At 52.6% G+C, this 17,379-nt stretch carries 14 protein-coding genes; 7 read left to right on the forward strand and 7 right to left on the reverse strand.

The annotated features are described in order from the left end of the window. Nucleotides 1-18: 18 nt before the first annotated feature. Nucleotides 19-1,731 (reverse strand): urocanate hydratase, encoded by a 1,713-nt coding sequence (gene hutU / locus AC5FXQ_RS06100; RefSeq protein ID WP_493601604.1) that lies wholly within the window; start codon nucleotides 1,729-1,731, stop codon nucleotides 19-21. Between the two features lie 121 nt (nucleotides 1,732-1,852). Here hutU and AC5FXQ_RS06105 point away from each other — a divergent pair, with 121 nt between their 5' ends. Next, nucleotides 1,853-2,479 (forward strand): class I SAM-dependent methyltransferase, encoded by a 627-nt coding sequence (locus AC5FXQ_RS06105; RefSeq protein ID WP_493601605.1) that lies wholly within the window; start codon nucleotides 1,853-1,855, stop codon nucleotides 2,477-2,479. 659 nt (nucleotides 2,480-3,138) lie between these two features. Here AC5FXQ_RS06105 and AC5FXQ_RS06110 read toward each other — a convergent pair. Continuing rightward, nucleotides 3,139-5,007, reverse strand: a complete 1,869-nt coding sequence (locus tag AC5FXQ_RS06110; protein ID WP_493601606.1) for a vWA domain-containing protein — start codon at nucleotides 5,005-5,007, stop codon at nucleotides 3,139-3,141. A 99-nt stretch (nucleotides 5,008-5,106) separates the two neighbouring features. Between AC5FXQ_RS06110 and AC5FXQ_RS06115 the strand changes: the two genes are divergently transcribed. The 3 genes from AC5FXQ_RS06115 to AC5FXQ_RS06125 are packed head-to-tail and all read left to right on the forward strand — an operon-like array spanning nucleotide 5,107 to nucleotide 7,686. After that, on the forward strand, nucleotides 5,107-5,706 hold the full coding sequence (locus AC5FXQ_RS06115; RefSeq protein WP_493601607.1) for an RNA polymerase sigma factor: 600 nt from the start codon (nucleotides 5,107-5,109) through the stop codon (nucleotides 5,704-5,706). Then, on the forward strand, nucleotides 5,693-7,054 hold the full coding sequence (locus AC5FXQ_RS06120) for a carboxypeptidase-like regulatory domain-containing protein (RefSeq protein ID WP_493601608.1): 1,362 nt from the start codon (nucleotides 5,693-5,695) through the stop codon (nucleotides 7,052-7,054). Before AC5FXQ_RS06115 ends, AC5FXQ_RS06120 begins: the two co-directional genes overlap by 14 nt. A 5-nt stretch (nucleotides 7,055-7,059) precedes the next feature. Next, entirely contained in the window at nucleotides 7,060-7,686 is a 627-nt protein-coding gene (locus tag AC5FXQ_RS06125) for an HD domain-containing protein (RefSeq protein ID WP_493601609.1), read from the forward strand. A 63-nt stretch (nucleotides 7,687-7,749) separates the two neighbouring features. Here AC5FXQ_RS06125 and AC5FXQ_RS06130 read toward each other — a convergent pair whose 3' ends face one another. The 3 genes from AC5FXQ_RS06130 to AC5FXQ_RS06140 form a co-directional block, all read right to left on the reverse strand. After that, complete coding sequence (locus tag AC5FXQ_RS06130; RefSeq protein WP_493601610.1) at nucleotides 7,750-8,796, reverse strand: NAD(P)-dependent alcohol dehydrogenase; 1,047 nt, start codon at nucleotides 8,794-8,796, stop codon at nucleotides 7,750-7,752. A gap of 109 nt (nucleotides 8,797-8,905) precedes the next feature. Next, nucleotides 8,906-9,808, reverse strand: a complete 903-nt coding sequence (locus AC5FXQ_RS06135) for an SMP-30/gluconolactonase/LRE family protein (protein ID WP_493601611.1) — start codon at nucleotides 9,806-9,808, stop codon at nucleotides 8,906-8,908. An 83-nt stretch (nucleotides 9,809-9,891) separates the two neighbouring features. After that, nucleotides 9,892-10,416: a c-type cytochrome gene (locus AC5FXQ_RS06140; RefSeq protein ID WP_493601612.1), complete on the reverse strand. Its 525-nt coding sequence runs from the start codon at nucleotides 10,414-10,416 to the stop codon at nucleotides 9,892-9,894. Nucleotides 10,417-10,607: 191 nt separating this feature from the next. Here AC5FXQ_RS06140 and AC5FXQ_RS06145 point away from each other — a divergent pair, with 191 nt between their 5' ends. Both AC5FXQ_RS06145 and AC5FXQ_RS06150 read left to right on the forward strand, forming a co-directional pair. After that, entirely contained in the window at nucleotides 10,608-13,043 is a 2,436-nt protein-coding gene (locus tag AC5FXQ_RS06145; RefSeq protein ID WP_493601613.1) for a zinc-dependent metalloprotease, read from the forward strand. 76 nt (nucleotides 13,044-13,119) lie between these two features. Beyond that, nucleotides 13,120-13,533 (forward strand): STAS/SEC14 domain-containing protein, encoded by a 414-nt coding sequence (locus tag AC5FXQ_RS06150; protein ID WP_493601614.1) that lies wholly within the window; start codon nucleotides 13,120-13,122, stop codon nucleotides 13,531-13,533. Between the two features lie 88 nt (nucleotides 13,534-13,621). On the opposite strand, the gene AC5FXQ_RS06155 is transcribed toward AC5FXQ_RS06150, so the two are convergent. Together AC5FXQ_RS06155 and AC5FXQ_RS06160 are read right to left on the reverse strand one after the other, a co-directional pair. Next, nucleotides 13,622-13,945, reverse strand: coding sequence for a hypothetical protein (locus AC5FXQ_RS06155; RefSeq protein WP_493601615.1), 324 nt, complete (start codon nucleotides 13,943-13,945; stop codon nucleotides 13,622-13,624). 161 nt (nucleotides 13,946-14,106) lie between these two features. Then, on the reverse strand, nucleotides 14,107-15,720 hold the full coding sequence (locus tag AC5FXQ_RS06160; RefSeq protein ID WP_493601616.1) for a T9SS type B sorting domain-containing protein: 1,614 nt from the start codon (nucleotides 15,718-15,720) through the stop codon (nucleotides 14,107-14,109). 223 nt (nucleotides 15,721-15,943) lie between these two features. On the opposite strand from AC5FXQ_RS06160, the gene brnQ reads away from it, so the two are divergent. Beyond that, the gene (gene brnQ / locus AC5FXQ_RS06165; RefSeq protein ID WP_493601617.1) at nucleotides 15,944-17,284 is read left to right on the forward strand and encodes a branched-chain amino acid transport system II carrier protein; all 1,341 of its coding nucleotides are present in this window, start codon (nucleotides 15,944-15,946) and stop codon (nucleotides 17,282-17,284) included. Nucleotides 17,285-17,379: the final 95 nt, after the last annotated feature.

Here is a 17,379-nt window from a genome sequence, read left to right on the forward strand (position 1 = left end):
AATCTGAACAACAGTAGCTTATAGTTTCAACCCAAACTTCTCCGCATTTGCCTGAGCCGTTTCGTAACCGGCGTCGGCGTGTCGGAAAATGCCCATGGCCGGGTCGTTGTGCAGCACACGGCTCAGGCAGCGGTCGGCACGCTCGGTACCGTCTGCCAGGATCACCATACCCGCATGCTGCGAGTAGCCTATACCTACACCGCCTCCATGGTGGAACGATACCCAGGTAGCACCGCCCGCCGTGTTGGACATCAGGTTGAGCAGTGGCCAATCTGATACAGCGTCTGATCCATCCAGCATACCTTCTGTTTCGCGGTATGGTGAGGCCACGGAGCCGCAGTCGAGGTGGTCGCGGCCGATGACGATCGGGGCTTTTACTTTGCCATCGCGCACCAACTGGTTGAACATAAGGCCAGCCTTCTCGCGCTCGCCCATACCCAGCCAGCAGATGCGGCAAGGCAGTCCCTGGAAAGCCACTTTTTCTTCTGCTTCGTTTAGCCACTTGATCATGTGCGTGTTCTCCGGGAAGAGTTGCTTCAATGCCTCGTCGGTCACGCGGATATCTTCCGGATCACCGGAGAGAGCCGCCCAGCGGAAAGGACCTTTGCCTTCGCAGAAGAGCGGACGCATGTACTCCGGCACAAAACCTGGTATTTTGAAGGCGTTCGGCTCGCCGCCCTGCTGCGCGAACTCACGCAGGTTGTTGCCATAGTCAAATGTGCGGCTGCCGCGGCGTTGCAGCTCCAGCATAAAGCCCACGTGGCGGGCCATGCTCCTGAGCGAGCGGGCTTTGTACTCCTGCGGATCGCTTTCTCGCAGTGACTTGGCTTCCTCCAGCGTCAATCCGTTCGGCACGTAGCCGTTGATCGGATCGTGGGCCGAAGTTTGGTCAGTCAGGATTTCCGGGGTGATATTATCCTGAATCAGTTTCTCGAGCACATCACCGATGTCGCCTACCAGCCCGATGGAGATAGCCTCGCCTTTTTCCTTGGCTTCCAGTGCCCAGCGCTTCGCCTCTTCGTAGTCGTGAGTCATTTTGTCGATGTAACGGGTCTCATGACGCTTTTTGATGCGCTCCGGATCCACATCCACACCCAGAAAGGTTGCACCCGCAATAGTTGCGGCCAGCGGCTGCGCCCCGCCCATGCCGCCCAGACCGCCCGTTACGAGCAGTTTGTGGCGCAGGTCGTCGTTAAAGTGTATTCTGCCGCAAGCTGCAAAGGTCTCGTAAGTGCCTTGTAAGATGCCCTGCGTACCAATGTAGATCCAGCTACCGGCCGTCATCTGTCCGTACATCATCAGGCCTCGGGCACGCAGCTCGTTGAAGTGCTCCCAGGTCGCCCAGTGCGGCACCAGGTTGGAGTTGGCGATCAGCACACGCGGCGCCTCAGCATGCGTGCGTACCTTGCCCACAGGCTTACCGGACTGAACCAGCAAACTTTCGTCTTCTTCCAACGTCAACAGCACCTCGATAATCTTCTGCGCATCGGCCACAGTGCGGGCCGCCTGCCCGATGCCGCCGTATACCACCAGCCGGCTCGGGTCCTCGGCCACTTCGTCGGTAAGGTTGTTAAGGAACATGCGCAGGGCCGCCTCACATTGCCAGTTTTTGGCATTCAGTTCAGGTCCGGTCGGCGGGATGTAAGTTGGATGGTTAGCGTATTTTTGGATAAACTCGCTCACAGACAGGCCAGAGCGTTTCACAGTTTCGGTTGCAGTTGCGTTATTCATAGGGGCTATAGTCGATTATTGCTGTTCAATATTCTTAAAAAAAGAGCAAAAAGGATAGAAAAATCATGCTTAATTTCAGCCTCGTACGCATTGTATCACCATTGTCTGAACAACAGTAGCTATGTTTCACATCCCGCTCACTTCCCTCCGCGCCCAGTTCGGCGACATCGATATCTACCTCTTCGATCAATTGCTGAAAGGCCGCATCCAGAAAGGTATGCGATTGTTGGATGCCGGCTGTGGTACCGGACGAAATATTGCCTACCTGATGCAGGCCGGCGTACAGGTATACGGTGCAGATATTTCGGTGGAAGCAATTGAAAAAACGCGTCAGCTAGCATCTGAGTTGGCTCCTACTCTGCCTGCCAGAAATTTTGTGGTCGCTGATCTGGATGAGCTGCCGTTTGCCGATGCACAATTTGATGTAGTACTCTGCAGTGCTGTATTACATTTCGCCCGAAGCGAGGAACATTTCAAGGGCATTGTACGGGAGTTGTGGCGAGTGCTCAAACCGGGCGGTATGCTCTTCGCCCGCTTCAGCACCACGATAGGGCTGGAAAACAAACTGCAGCAGGTGGAGGGGAGGTATTACCGGATGTCGCACGGGCCGGTTTGGTTTTTGGCGGATGAAGGGATGATTGTAGCGTTGGAAAAGGGTTTAGGAGCTGAGCGTATGGAACCTTTGAAGACGGTGCTGGTGGAGCAGGAACGCGCCATGACGACGTGGGTGGTGCGGAAGTTTGTCTGAATCTTTATATAGGACCCCTACCCCAAGGATTTACAGGATTTAGAAAGATTTTCAGAATTGATAATGTCGGAGTGTACGATTGTCATCCTCCTGTCCCTCTTCTTAGTCGATGGCCGCTGCCCACCAGAGGGGAATTAGCTATTGCCATTCTACAGGTATAGCGCCGTAGCTATTGCAAATCTTTAGCAATATCGGGTCAATCCACCCTGCCCCTCCTTATCCAAGTAGGGGGGCTTCTGCTATTGCCACCTTCTAGGTATAAACGTTGTAGTACAAACCGCTAGCACGCATTGAAAAGGTAACTTGCCCCTGAAGCTATAAAACAGATCGCATTGGCCAGGTGCACCCTTTGGCGCTCCACTGTTTGAGCGTTCAGCGAGTGGGGGTAGGGGCCCTCGATTTGGAGCGTCTTGACTTTTTTGCTTACTTTTTGTGTCAAGACAAAAAGTAAGGCCCACCCGGCCAGGGCAAGCTACAAAGCAAAACAGCATGCTATAAATGCAACAGCAGTTGCTCCACGAGCATGCCTAAGCGGCCAAAGGCCTATCGATAGTAATCACGAGCTTGGACGCTCGCGGCATCAACGGTATGCCAACCACAATTAAAAAAGTAGGAAGAAGCAATTACTTCTTCCTACTCTTCAGCAAAAGAAGAACCAATTACCTCTCACTCAACAAGCCCATCGACTTCACCAGATTGACAAACTCAACCCGGTACCCCTCTTCATCCTTGCCACGGGCATTCTTCGCTAGCTCCAGCACCATCGGGTACGAGGCGTTGCCTTTGTGCTCCGAGTCACGGAGGAGCATGCCGCAGGCAGCCACGGCGGCTGAAAAGCGGAAATTATCTGAGGTTTGCGCGGCAGGTATAGCCTGACTACTCACCGTTGTAGTTATTAGTCTGCTGGTCACACCATTCGGCTCTTTGTAACGCAGCTTCATGGTGAGCATTTCGTCAGTTCTTTTGGCTTTCGGATCGACAGTTGTTTTCTGGTATTTCAGTTCATCCACAAGTCCCGCTTGTGTTTCGGATGAAGCCCCTACTGGTATGATCTCGTAGAGGGCGGTGACGGTGTGGCCGGAGCCCATATCGCCGGCATCTTTCTTATCATCGTTGAATTCTTCGTTGGCCAATGCGCGGTTTTCGTAGCCGATCAGGCGGTAGGCTTTTACTTTGGCAGGGTTGAACTCCAGCTGCAGTTTCACGTCTTTGGCAATGGTGAAGAGGGTGCCACCGAACTCGTTTACGAACACTTTCTGCGCTTCCCGAATGTTATCGATGTAAGCATAGTTGCCATTTCCTTTGTTGGCCAATTGCTCCATACGGGAGTCTTTCAGGTTGCCAGTGCCGAAGCCCAGCACGGTGAGGAACACACCGGTTTCACGTTTCTTCTCGATCAGGCGCTGCAGTTCGCTGTCGCTGCTTACGCCTACATTGAAGTCACCATCTGATGCCAGAATAACCCGGTTATTTCCACCTTTCACGAAATTCTCCTCGGCTACTTTGTAGGCCAGGTTTATACCTGCGCCACCGGCAGTTGAACCACCTGCTTCGAGCTTATCCAAAGCTGCGATGATCTTTTTCTTCTCTTTCCCGGATGTGGAAGGCAGTACCAGTCCCGCCGCACCGGCATAGACCACCATCGACACCTGATCCTGCGGACGGAGCTCCTCCACCAGCAGCTTCAGACCGGCTTTTACGAGCGGGAGCTTATCAGGCGAGTACATGGACCCGGATACGTCGATCAGGAATACCAGATTGGAAGGCGGCAGTTTGTCCGTAGCAACACGCTTGCCCTGCAGACCGATGTGCAGCAGTTGGTTTTGTTTGTTCCAGGGGCAGGCGGATAACTCCGTAGTCACTGAAAAGGGCGCATCACCGGTTGGCTGTGGGTAGTCATAGTTGAAGTAGTTCACCATCTCCTCAATGCGCACGGCATCAGCAGGGGGACGCTGGCCCTGATTCAGGAAGCGGCGAACGTTGCTATAGGAGGCATTGTCTACATCGATGGAGAAAGTGGAGAGCGGATTCTTCTGAGCGTCCAGAAAGGAATTCTCTTTGATGAAGTCATAATTCTCGGTGCTATGTACCAGCGGTGCGGCATCAAAAATAGGTGCAGGTGCATATACTTCACTCTCTGCTAGATTTCTTCCCTGGAAAACACCCGCCACTTTACCAGCCAGCACTCTGCCCACGCTTTGTTTTGTCACAACGACCTCACAGAGCTGTCGACCGTCGATTTGCAGTTTCACGTCCAATACTTCCCGCTTGCCTACTTTTATTTCCTGTGTCATGTAGCCAATGAATCGGAATACGAGTGTAGCGTTATCATCAGGTATAGACAGGCTATACTTACCGTGCTTGTCGGTGGCGGCGCCCTTAGTGGAGCCCTTAATAGTAATGCTTACACCGGGTAGCGGATTGCCGTCGTTGGCGTCGGTTACGGTGCCGGTGATGGTGCGGCTTTGCGCGTTTGCAGTCAGCCCGAACAGCATCAGGGCGAAGAGCAGGAAGAGGTTCTTTTTCATGGCTATTATGTTTTGGTTTCCGACATGATGACACCTCCACAGGCTTTCCATAAAATTTTCAGAATATTTTTCTTTTCTTTAGAAATTCAATTCCGGCACATGCTCCCTTTCTTCATCAAGCTTTTCACCAATGCCAAGCCGCCTCCCGATGATCAGGAGCTGGTGCGCCTCTATAAAGAGACCGGCGATCTGGAGCATCTGGGGGAATTGTTTCAGCGCCACTCCAAGCTGGTATACCTGGTCTGCCAGAAATACCTGCAGGACCCGGAAGAAAGCAAAGACGCTACTATGCAGTTGTTTGAGCACGTGTCGAAAGCACTGCTGCAGCACGAGGTAAGCAATTTCAAGAGCTGGCTGCATGTCACCACCCGTAACTTCTGCCTGATGCAGCTGCGGGCCAACAAGCACAAAAAATCGGTGCCTCTTTCGGATAATACCCCGCCCGTTATGGAAAATACGGAGCCCCTGCATCCTTCTGAAGCGGAGGAATCTGAGAAAATGGAGCAGGCTTTGCACGCGGCCTTAAAGGAGTTGCCACCGCAGCAGCGGGAATGTGTGGAGCTGTTTTACCTGCAGCAGAAGAGTTACAAAGAGATCAGCGCCCTGACGGGCTGCGATCTGAATAAAGTAAAAAGCTACATCCAGAACGGAAAGCGAAACCTGAAAATCATCATGGAGAAAAACCATGCAGCCAGATAAGCGACATATACTATGGGACCGGGGCGACCACCCCTCCGTGGAACTGCTGGAGCAGTACCATGAAGGTACTTTGCCCGAAGCCCTGCACCACCAATTGGAGCGCCACCTGTTGGACTGCGACCTGTGCTCGGATGTGCTGGAGGGGCTGGCTGTGTCTGATGCTGCCCAAACCGTAAGCCATGTGCGGGACATCAACCGCCACATCGCTGCCAAAAGCCGCCGCCAGAAGCGCAAACCTGTGCCGCTATACCTGACCGACTGGAAAGTAGCTGCTGCTCTGGCCATGGTGCTACTTTCCACTATTGTGGTATTCTACTACAACTACCAACAGGTGAGCGAACAGCAAGGCATAGCCGCCCGGCAGGAAAGAGCAATTCAGGAGGCAATGGATCTGGGCGAAAAAGCCGAGGTGCCGGTTATACCTGAAACTTTAGCAGATGCCAAGCCCGACACAGTGCGTCCAAGCCAGCTAGCCGCTGTCACACAACCCAGAGCGCTCCTTGCACCTCGGGCACGTAAAAATACACCTGTTCGGGAAGAAGCTTCTGTAATAGATGACCTTGAAGAGGTAGAAGTTGAAATTGATGTAGCCGATCTGACAGAATCTATACCTGAGCGAATTGTAACTGCACAACCTGAAAAACAACTGGCGGAGGTGACGGTACCGCCACCTCCGCAGCGCAACACAATGCTACCGGAAAGCACCTCCGTGGCCAAAGCCCTGCAGGCAAGAGTAGCGGGTGTGCAGGTACAGCGCAACAAGCAGCTCGGTCCGAATCAGGTGCAGGGCAAAGTTATCGATCAGGATGGTACGCCGTTGCCCGGTGTGTCGGTTGTGGTGAAAGGCACTTCCCAAGCCGTAGCGACTGATGTACAGGGAAATTTCGTATTGACCTTGCCGGATGAGAAGGCAACACTGGTTTTCAGGTACATTGGCTATCAAACTAGGGAGAAGGGAGTGTATGCAGGTACGGATCCGATTACCATGGATCTGCAGGTAGACAACCGCGCCTTGAGCGAAGTAGTGGTAACGCGCCAACACACCGCTAATCCAGCTCCTGTTGTGGCTGCAAAACCAGCTGTAGGCCATAAAGCTTATCGTCAGTACATGGAGGAGAACCTGCGCTATACCTCAGAGATGACGAGAGGTCGTGTCGTGATTAAGGCAACTGTCACCACCACTGGCTCCCTTGAAAACCTGGAAGTTATCCGTAGCCTATGTCCGCCTTGCGATGATGAAGCCATGCGCCTTGTTGCACAGGGTCCGAAGTGGGAATCAGCTACGCAGGATGGGCATAAAATAGAGCAGCGGGTTCGGATCGTCGTGCGCTTCAGACCTGGTAAGTAATAAAGATGAACGATTCTGTGAAATCAACATGGGAAGCACTTTGCCGCAGGTATACCTCAGATGACGCACTAATCAGGCAGCTGTGGCATGAACTGCAAAAGGCTTATACCGCTGGGGACAGGCATTACCACAACCTCGACCATCTCGCCTACATGCTGGAGCTGGCCGACAGGTATAAGTCGGAGTCGCCGCAGCAGGACATGTTACGCTTCGCCATTTTTTACCACGACATCGTGTACAAGGCGACCCGGTCTGACAATGAAGAGCAAAGTGCCGCCCTCGCTGAAGAGCGCCTGCGCAGACTCGGTATACCTGAGGCTGATATACTGCAGGTGAAAGAAATGATCATCGCCACCAAGGTCCATCAGACAAATATACATAAGCTGATCAACCTGCTACTCGACCTGGATCTCGCCATACTGGGCGCAGACCAGGAGTGCTATGACAGGTATAGCCAGGGGGTGCGGAAAGAGTATAGCATCTACCCCGACCTGATCTTCAAACCTGGCAGACGCAAAGTGTTGCAGCATTTTCTGGCCCAAGAACATATTTTTAAGACCCCAGTCTTTCAGGAGGCATTTGAAGAAAAGGCAAGAGCGAATCTACAGCGGGAGTTAGAGGGATTAAATTAGAAAAGGCTCTCCCAAAGATAGGAGAGCCTTTTTAATGGCGCGAGCGTCCTAGCTCATCAGTACCTACTGCAAACTCGCCATATCGATCACAAAGCGGTACTTCACATCACTGCGCAGCATGCGTTCATACGCCTCGTTGATGTCTTCCATATTGATCAGCTCGATGTCGGACATGATGTTGTGCTCGGCGCAGAAGTCCAGCATTTCCTGTGTCTCCGGTATACCGCCGATCATAGAGCCAGCCAGGCGCTTGCGGCGGGCGATCAGGCTAAAGCCTGCTACTGTTGACGGCTCTGGTGGCGCTCCCAGCAGGATCATCGTGCCGTCACGTTTCAGCATAGACAGGTATAGGTTGTAGTCGTGCGGAGCCGATACCGTGTCAATGATAAAGTCAAACGAGTTACGCAGCTGTTTGAGCGTCGCCTCGTCTTTTGTCACAGCGAAGTTGTGCGCGCCCAGGTCCAGGGCATCCTGTTTCTTATTAGGCGAAGTACTCAGCACCGTCACGTCGGCACCTTTGGCAGCAGCGATCTTCACGGCCATATGCCCCAGTCCCCCGAGGCCTACGATGCCTACGCGGTGCCCCTCCCCGATCTTCCACTGCATGATAGGCGAATAGGTGGTGATACCGGCGCAAAGCAGCGGCGCTGTACGGGCCAGGTCCAGGTTCTCCGGCACCTTCAGGGTATAGTTCTCGTCCACTACGATCTGGCTGGAGTAGCCGCCATACGTAATGGTTTTCCCGTCACGCTCAAAGCTGTTGTAGGTGCCCACATTCTGCACTTCGCAGTACTGCTCCAGGCCTTCCTTGCAGCTGTGGCACTCGCGGCACGAGTCGACAAAACAGCCGACACCGGCCAGATCGCCTTCTTTGAATTTCTTCACGGCAGATCCTACCTTGCTCACTACCCCCACGATCTCGTGACCGGGTACCAGCGGGTACATGGCCCCGCCCCATTCGTTGCGGACCTGGTGCAGGTCCGAGTGGCACACGCCACAGTATTTGATATCGATCAGCACGTCATGCTCCCCCACCTCGCGGCGCTCCAGGCTGAAGGGCCCGAGCGGACTGGTAGGATCGAATGCGGCATAAGCTTTAGCTGGAATCATAGTTTAGTTAAGATTTTTAAATTAATAGTCTATTAGGTATAGCACCTTGTACAATGAAAATTTCTACCGCACAGGGACTAATTCACAGCACCTGAAATTGGCTTAAATCTTACAGCCGACTCAGGAAAAAGTTCGCAGGAACCCCTTTGGCATCTGGTTTCAGGGCAAATATACCGCCGCTCTTCGGATATTGCTGCAACTGATCATCATCCAAACCATTGCGGGCGGTGGTGATATAGAGTGTGTCAAGGCGCTCGCCACCGAAGGCGCAGGAAGTAGTATGCGGAGCCGGTACTTTTACCTTGAGGAGCAACTCGCCTGTTTCCGTGTCCCAGCAGCCTACGCCGCCGCCGCCGTAGAGCGCGATCCAAAGCCTTCCTTTTTCATCGATGGTCATCCCGTCTGGCTTTCCTTCATGCTCTGGTATTGCAAACACGTCCCGCTCCTTCCGGATGGTGCCTGTATCATGGTCATAAGAGAAGGACTGCACCTGGCGGGTGGGTGTGTCAATGAAGTACATGCGACTTTTGTCTGCCGTCCAGACCAGGCCGTTTGAAACAGTCAGATCGTCCAGCACTTGCGCCATCTGCCCGTCGTGCTCCATGCGGTAAAGCACCGCAGCCCCTTCACGGGAGTCAAGTGCCATGGTGCCTACCCAAAACCTGCCAGCCGGATCACATTTTCCGTCATTGAACCGGATATCATCCTGTTCGAGCGGATTGGCAACCAGTGTCAGTTCGCCGGTTTCAGTATTGATAAAATGCACGCCATTCTGCAGGGCAACCAATGCACCACCATTCACCAGGGGTACCACCGTACCAACCCGTTCTCCTACCGGCCAGACGGTGTCCTCGTCCGTGGTAGGGTCGAACAGGTGCAGTTTGCGGCCTTCTATATCCACCCAGTAAAGGCGCTTCTCAGACGGATGCCAGATGGCTCCCTCCCCAAGCGTGGCCTTGGCGTCGAGCACCAGTTCCGCTTCCAGTTCACTGTAATTTTTGGCTCTGCTCATGCGTGTTGGCTTGCTGTGGTTAAGGTATAAAAAAGCTGTCCCCATACCTGTCCGGGTACCGGAGGACAGCTTTCAGGATCATGCTATTGGCGAAGTGACAGGATGTAACGTGCCATCTCCTTGGCATCGGCTTCGCTCATGTTCGGGTGCGGCGGCATTGGGATCTGCCCCCAGGCTCCGGATCCGCCCTGGATGATTTTGCTCGATAGATAATCTACGTTTTTGTCGTTGAATTCGTATTTTTCGGCCACTTCCTGGTATGACGGCCCCACCACTTTCTGGTCCACTTTGTGGCAGGCAAGGCAGTCAGAACTGGCGATCAGCTTCTCCCCTTTGGCGTACTGCCCGGCCAGTGCCTCTTTTTGCTGGGGAGCTCCCTCCGTTGCTCCCGGACCAGTCTCCGTGCCGGCCGGTGTGGTCTGTACATCCTGCGTGGCTCCTCCTGCAGGTGGTGTGGTGGCAGGGCGCGGCGGTTGCGGACGAGAAGCTACTGCCGTGGTGTCAGGCTGGTAATCACTGTCGTAGTAGCGTTCGTACTCCGATTTCTGCTCATTGCCGCAGGCTGTCAGCAGCGCAAAGGCCGAAATAGCCATCAGTATCTTTTTCATAGTGAAAGGTTTTGTTTGTTCTAAATCGTGCTCTGAGAGCGCTCAGAGAATATGTACTCCCCTGAGCGCTTAAGGTTTTCAGATTTAAGGCAGCCTCTCGTTCAATTCAGTTTAAGCTATATTTTCAGGATTCTATTTTCAAAATGCGTAACTTAAGCCTGCATACCCTATCTTATTCTATACCTTAAACCATGAAATTAACTCTTAAAAACGGGCTTCTGCTCCTTCTTCTGCTTCCGCTGCTTGCCTTTGGGAGCGCCCAGGCACAGCACCTCCCCAGCATCAGTTCCAAAACTGCGGGGATGAAAAAATTCCCCGGTTTCTATACCTTCTACTGGGACGAAAACAACGGTAAGATCTGGCTGGAGATCGATAAGTTCGGGCAGGATTTTCTGTATGTGAACTCGCTGCCGGGCGGACTCGGCTCCAACGACATTGGCCTCGATCGTGGCCAGCTGGGCGGCCAACGCATTGTTTCCTTTAAAAAGATCGGTCCGAAGGTGCTGCTCGTGCAGCCAAACCTGCGCTACAGAGCCATCACGGACAATCAGAACGAAGCCCGCGCCGTGGAAGAATCTTTCGCCCAATCGGTGCTCTGGGGATTTAAGGCCGAGGCGGCGGATGGGCCGCGGGTGCTGGTAGATGCCACTGACTTTCTGCTGCGCGATGCACACGATGTGATCGGCAGCATACGGCGCTCCAACCAGGGCACCTACCGCCTCGACGCCAGTCGCTCGGCGCTATACCTGCCTCGCACCAAGAACTTTCCGAAAAACACTGAGTTTGAGTCGACCCTTACTTTCACCAGTGACAATGGCGGCTTTATTGTGCGCAGCGTAGCTCCTGATGAGCAAGCCGTTACCCTGCGCCAGCACCACTCCTTCATCGAGCTGCCTGACAATAACTACACACCGCGTGAAGCTGATCCGCGAGCCGGTTATTTCGGTATCTCCTATTTCGACTACGCCACACCTGTCAACGAAAAAATCGAGAAGCGCTACATTGCCCGTCACCGTCTGCAGAAAAAGAACCCTTCTGCCAAGGTATCGGAAGCTGTTAAGCCGATCGTGTACTACGTGGACAATGGGGCGCCGGAGCCGATCCGCTCTGCTCTGCTGGACGGTGCCCGCTGGTGGAACCAGGCTTTTGAGGCGGCTGGTTATAAAGATGCCTTCCGGGCAGAGGTGCTGCCCGATACGGCTGACCCGATGGATGTGCGCTACAACATGATCCAGTGGGTGCACCGCAGCACACGAGGATGGTCTTACGGCGCTTCTGTGATGGATCCGCGCACAGGCGAGATCATCAAAGGACATGTGTCGCTGGGCTCTTTGCGTGTGCGCCAGGACTATCTGATTGCGGAGGGACTGTTGGCACCTTATGAAGATGGCAAGCCCGAAAATAAGGCGATGATGGAAATGGCACTAGCCCGCATCAGGCAATTGTCAGCGCACGAACTGGGCCATACCCTGGGCATCATGCACAACTACGACGCCAACAACAATGCCTCGGTGATGGACTATCCGCACCCGCAGGTACAACTGGACAGAGCCGGCAACATCAACATCAGCAATGCCTACGGCACAGGTATAGGCGAGTGGGACAAGCTGGCCGTGACTTATGGCTACCAGGACTTCCCGCAGGGAACTGACGAGAAGAAAGCTCTGGACGAGCTGCTGGCACAGGGTCGTACCCGAGGCCTTACTTTTATCTCTGACACGGATGCCCGTGCTCCCGGCGGTGCCCACCCGACTGCTCACCTGTGGGACAACGGCACCAATGCGGCGGATGAGCTGACGCGGGTGCTGGATGTTCGCAAAAAAGCACTGCAGAATTTCTCTGAGAAAAACATTAAGCCAGGTACGGCTATGAGTACACTGGAAGATGTGCTGGTGCCCATTTATAACTTCCACCGCTACCAGACTGAGGCGGCGGCCAAGCTGATCGGGGGCATGCGCTATACCTATGCCCTGCGTGGCGATAAGCAGCTGGTAACCGAAGTGCTTGACAAAAGAGAGCAGCAAAAGGGCCTCGATGCCATGCTTCAGACGATTTCGCCGGAAGTGCTTACCCTGCCAGAGAACGTCATCGCCCTGATTCCGCCCCGTGCACCGGGCCTGGGAAACAATCGTGAGCTCTTTGCGAAAAGAACCGGGCTCACGTTTGATCCACTGGCCGCAGCGCAGGCCTCTGCTGACTTCTCAATTTCTTTCCTGCTGCACCCGGAGCGCGCCTCACGCCTCGTGGAATTCGGAGCCCGTCATAACTCACTCAGTCTGCAGGATGTAACCAGTCAGTTGATTGACCAAACCTGGAAAAGCAGACGCCAGAGTGGACTGGCCGGTCAGGTACAGCTACAAACCGAACAGGTCGTACTGACCCACCTGATGGCACTGGCACAAAACGAGAATGCCTCTTACCAGGCACGTGCCGTTGCCGCCAGCGCACTGGCCGACATTAAGCAGCATGCCACCAGTCAGACCAAACGCACACGCGACACGGGCTACAAAGCACATCTGGATTTCGCGCTGGCCCGTATGGAGAAACCAGAGGAAGTGAAACCAACCAAACAGCTCAGTCTGCCTCCTGGCGCGCCTATTGGTGACGGCGTATTTGGTTGTGAATAGCCTTGGCAGGATGTAAAGTTTGGAAAAGTCTGATCGCTTTAAGATAAATTTGCAGTTGGACGCTTATGTTTGAGCAATGAAGAAAGAATTGAAGAACCCGTTTGGCCGCGTATACCTTACCATAGAGGTAAATGCGAAGAACAAATGGGTGCATGTGAACTGGATGGGTTATCTAACAGAAGAGAATATCAAGACTGGTGCTCAAGCTTACACCGAAGCGCTGGCCGAGGCAGGTTTTAACTGTGTGCTGAATGACACGCGGCTGATCATCGGTGGATGGGACCACTCCCTCAGCTGGGTGCTCAATGAATGGAGCCCTCGCGCTGCCAGAGCCGGACTAAAGTATTTTGCCATGATCACTACTCCGGAAACCTTTGCTGAATCAACTGCCGCCAGCTTTTACAACAATCTGAAAGCTTTCACGGCAAAGGTATTTGATGACAAGAATTCAGCAGAGGAATGGCTCCGACAGTATTCTCTTAAAAAGTAAGTAACCCTTGCTGACATAAAAACCCCGTCTGCGGTAGGTATACCTACTACAGACGGGGTTTTGCATTTTCATTGTCAGTAATGTCTTGCTAGGATAGCGTGCTGATCAGCTGCCGGATATCTATTTCATCCGCATAGGGCTCCAGCACTGCCATGGCACTGGCTGTTTGCTTAAAGGTACTCACAACCTCCGCCTCTGTGCCCGTCCATACCTCCACAAATGTGTGCCCCAAAGTGTACAATAAGATTGTATACCCGTTCACCTGACGGCGTGCAATGAGTGTGCCCTCCTTTTTCAGGGCTTCGCGCTGGCTCCGGTAAGGGAGCCTTTCGAACATGGAATATTCCAGCATAATCGGATATTGCTTCGGGTGATTGCTTATATAAGGCTGGCAAGGGAAAAATGGTTTCAAACAAAATCAGCGAAGGTATAGCAGCTCGTTTAAAGAGAAAATTAAAGCTCACATACTCAACTACTTCTTCATCAGAATAAATTTTCCGCAAACAGGATAGCTAAGAATTAATTACCAGTTTAATTCAATTCTCTTTATCTACTTAGATGGCTTCATAAAGCTCACCTGATGATGGTAACAGTGCCTTTCAGAGTGCCGGAGCAGTCGTGTGTGGCTACCCAATGATACACAGCTTCGGGAAGGCCATTGCCACTCCAGTCATTATTATAGTTACTGCTTTCGTACACTTTGCTTCCCCACCTGCTGTATACCTGTAGTTTAGCTCCCGCCAATGCAGGGTCAAGCACAAAATACTCGTTTTTGCCGTCTCCGTTTGGAGTGATCACATTGTAGGTTTTGTACGCGCTGCCCGCTAGAGCGCTTTTGGCACTGCAGGGATCAAACTTCACCAGAAAACCATTGATTTCTCCCTTCGCGTTCCAGGAAAGGTATTCAGCCTTGAGAGGTCCCCAAAACTGTCCCGAGATATAGAAGGCACCGTTTGCAGCGAGCGTAATATTATCGGCAACCCCACCAGCGTTCAGGCTAATGCGCTCTCCCGGGTTTCCCGCAGCATCAAAATACTGCACAAAAGGCTTGAAGTCCCAGGCCCCTGCCAGAACGAGTCCTCCGGAGGGCAGCAGTTTTAAGTCCTTGGCTAGGTCATGCCCCTCTCCTGCATAGCTTCTGGCCCAGATCACAGCACCGTTCTCAGTCAGACTGGCCAGAAAAATATCTGCTGGCACTCCCGGAAACTCAACCATGCCTGTTTCTTCGAGCGCAATGCCATCGAAATCAATTCTGCCCTTAAAGTAGCCTGCCAGGTATATGTTTTTAGTTTTGGGATCAATTTCCAGACTCTCTCCGGCACTACTCAGCAGGCCGACAGCATTGTTAAAGCCCTTGAGCCAGAGCGTGCGCCCCTGTTTGTCAAACTTTGCAATGAAAATATCATCATGGGATTCAGGGCCTGTCGCGATACTGTGATTTGCTATTTTGTACGTACCGATGTAAGCCCCTGTCATGTACACATTCCCAACCGCATCCAGCTTTACTTCGCGGGGATAGACACTGCCATCGTGGAAGGATCGGCTGACAAACGATACCTGGCCTTCTGAAGTTAATTTGACTAGCAGCAGATCATTCCCTCTCGGATTCTGACTTTTGTACTGCTGGTTTTCAAGCTGAACTGTACCCCAGAACTGTACCGGTAACACCACCTCTCCTTCCGGGCTGGCTGTGATGACGCCCATCAACGTAGCCGAGGCGTAGCGCTCCCTGGTGAGCACTCCCTTGGACCATAGTAGCTGACCGTTCGTATCAAATTTGCCGATGAAAGTGTTAAATACACCTTCTCCCTTCAATACAACTTTGCCATCTATAAGCAGTTCCTCTATAAATACGCCGCCCACATAGATGTTACCATACTTATCTGTAGCCACGCCAATGGCGCCCCCATTTTGAGGGCCGCCCAATGTTTTCGCCCAAAGCACCTGCCCCGCTGGGTTTGCTTTGTACATAAACATGTCAATATTCTCCAGGCTGGTGAGGGTATGGTTGCCAATGGTGATGGTTCCCTCATAATGTCCCACTGAAATGATGTTGCCGTCTTTATCAACGATGTGGTTCTCAACAGCATTCATCCCCGTTGACCCAACCTGATGTCCCCATTGGATCTGAGCCTGCAGGTTTAGCGAAAAGAACCAAAATAAAAGCAGTAGTAGAGGTTTATTCATGGAAGTGTAAGAAGTATGATGAAGTCTGTATGTAGATGATATCGCTCCATCACATATAGCATTAGCAATATAAGCTAATATTCAGATCTCTTTCGTGTTTAATGATCACAATAATAGTCAGCCCACTCTTCTTACTAAACACAAGATAAATGTAGGATTTTGACGAGTTGGATATTTACTTGCAGTTAGATTCAATACATCCTCTCACTGAGCATAAAATATTGTGAAAGCAGGAACACTCTCTTTTAAAGAAACATTTTTCATTGGCTTAATGCTATTTGCCATTTTCTTTGGCGCAGGCAATCTTATTTTTCCTTTGTCTCTGGGACAGGCAGCCGGCACTGAACTTACACCCGCTATTGTCGGCTTTTTGATGACGGGCGTGGGGCTTCCGCTGCTCGGTGTTATCGCGATAGGCATGTCTAAAAATGAAGATGTGCAGTCCATTTCGGCCAGGGTGCACCCACTGTTTGGGCTGTTGTTCCCGGTTATCATCTACCTGACCATCGGGCCGCTGTTTGCCGTGCCCCGAACCGGCACAGTATCTTATGAAATCGGTATTGCACCCTTTCTGTCAGAGGGACTAAAAACATCGGGATGGGGTATGCTGCTGTATTCTGTGGTTTTCTTTACTGTTACGTACCTGCTGGCCTTAAACCCGGGTAAGGTCGTGGACCGCATCGGCAAAATTCTCACCCCAGTGCTGCTGCTTATCCTCACCGCCCTGCTGCTCCAGAACATTGTTTCGCCGCTAGGTGAGATCACAACTCCGCTGGCAGCATACGAGGCTGCTCCGTTCTTCAAAGGCTTCCAGGAAGGCTACCTGACCATGGACACCATTGGTTCTTTTGTGTTCGGTCTGATTGTGATCAATGCCATACGCTCCAAGGGGGTTGACAGCCCAAAGCAAATCGCTAAAGTCTGCACTACAGCCGGCCTGATAGCGGCAGCCGGTCTTGGCCTGGTGTATGTCGGACTGGCTTATTCAGGAGCCACGAGCGTTCAGGCGATCGGGCATCTGGAAAACGGCGGCCTGATCATAAGCCAGATCTCCAGCCTGCAGTTCGGACTCTCCGGCAGCCTGATTCTGAGCGTAGCCATCACCTTTGCCTGCCTCACCACCAGCATCGGCCTGATCGTGGCCTGCTCCAGCTATTTTAACAAGCTGCGCCCTTCGGTATCTTATAAGCAATATGTGTTAGGACTGACGCTGGTGAGCGCCTTGATCTCGAACGTGGGCCTGACGCAGATCATCTCTTTCTCTATACCTGTGCTGGTGGCGATTTACCCGATCGTAATCGTCCTGATTACCCTGACGCTGTTTGGCTCCCTGCTCCGCAACCGAAATGCGATCTATACCTGGTCGGTGCTGCTGACAGGTATCGTGAGTGTGGTAGAAGGTCTGGGCGCCGCAGGATTTGAGTTGGGCATCAGTGACGTATTTGCACGTTACCTGCCGCTGTATAGCCTGGGTATGGGCTGGATTGTGCCGGCACTGGTTGGTTGCGTGATCGGCTTTACTATTTCTATGCGGCAGACATCTTACGCACTTGAAAACGAGTAGTCTTGTTTGTTCGGAGCGGTGCTAAATCTTTCAGTTGAGGCAAAGCTTAGGTAAAGCTATATTTTCCCGTAATTTTGCTTCTTCTTACAGGATTG

It is taken from the genome of Pontibacter sp. LHS1 (genome assembly GCF_058932855.1).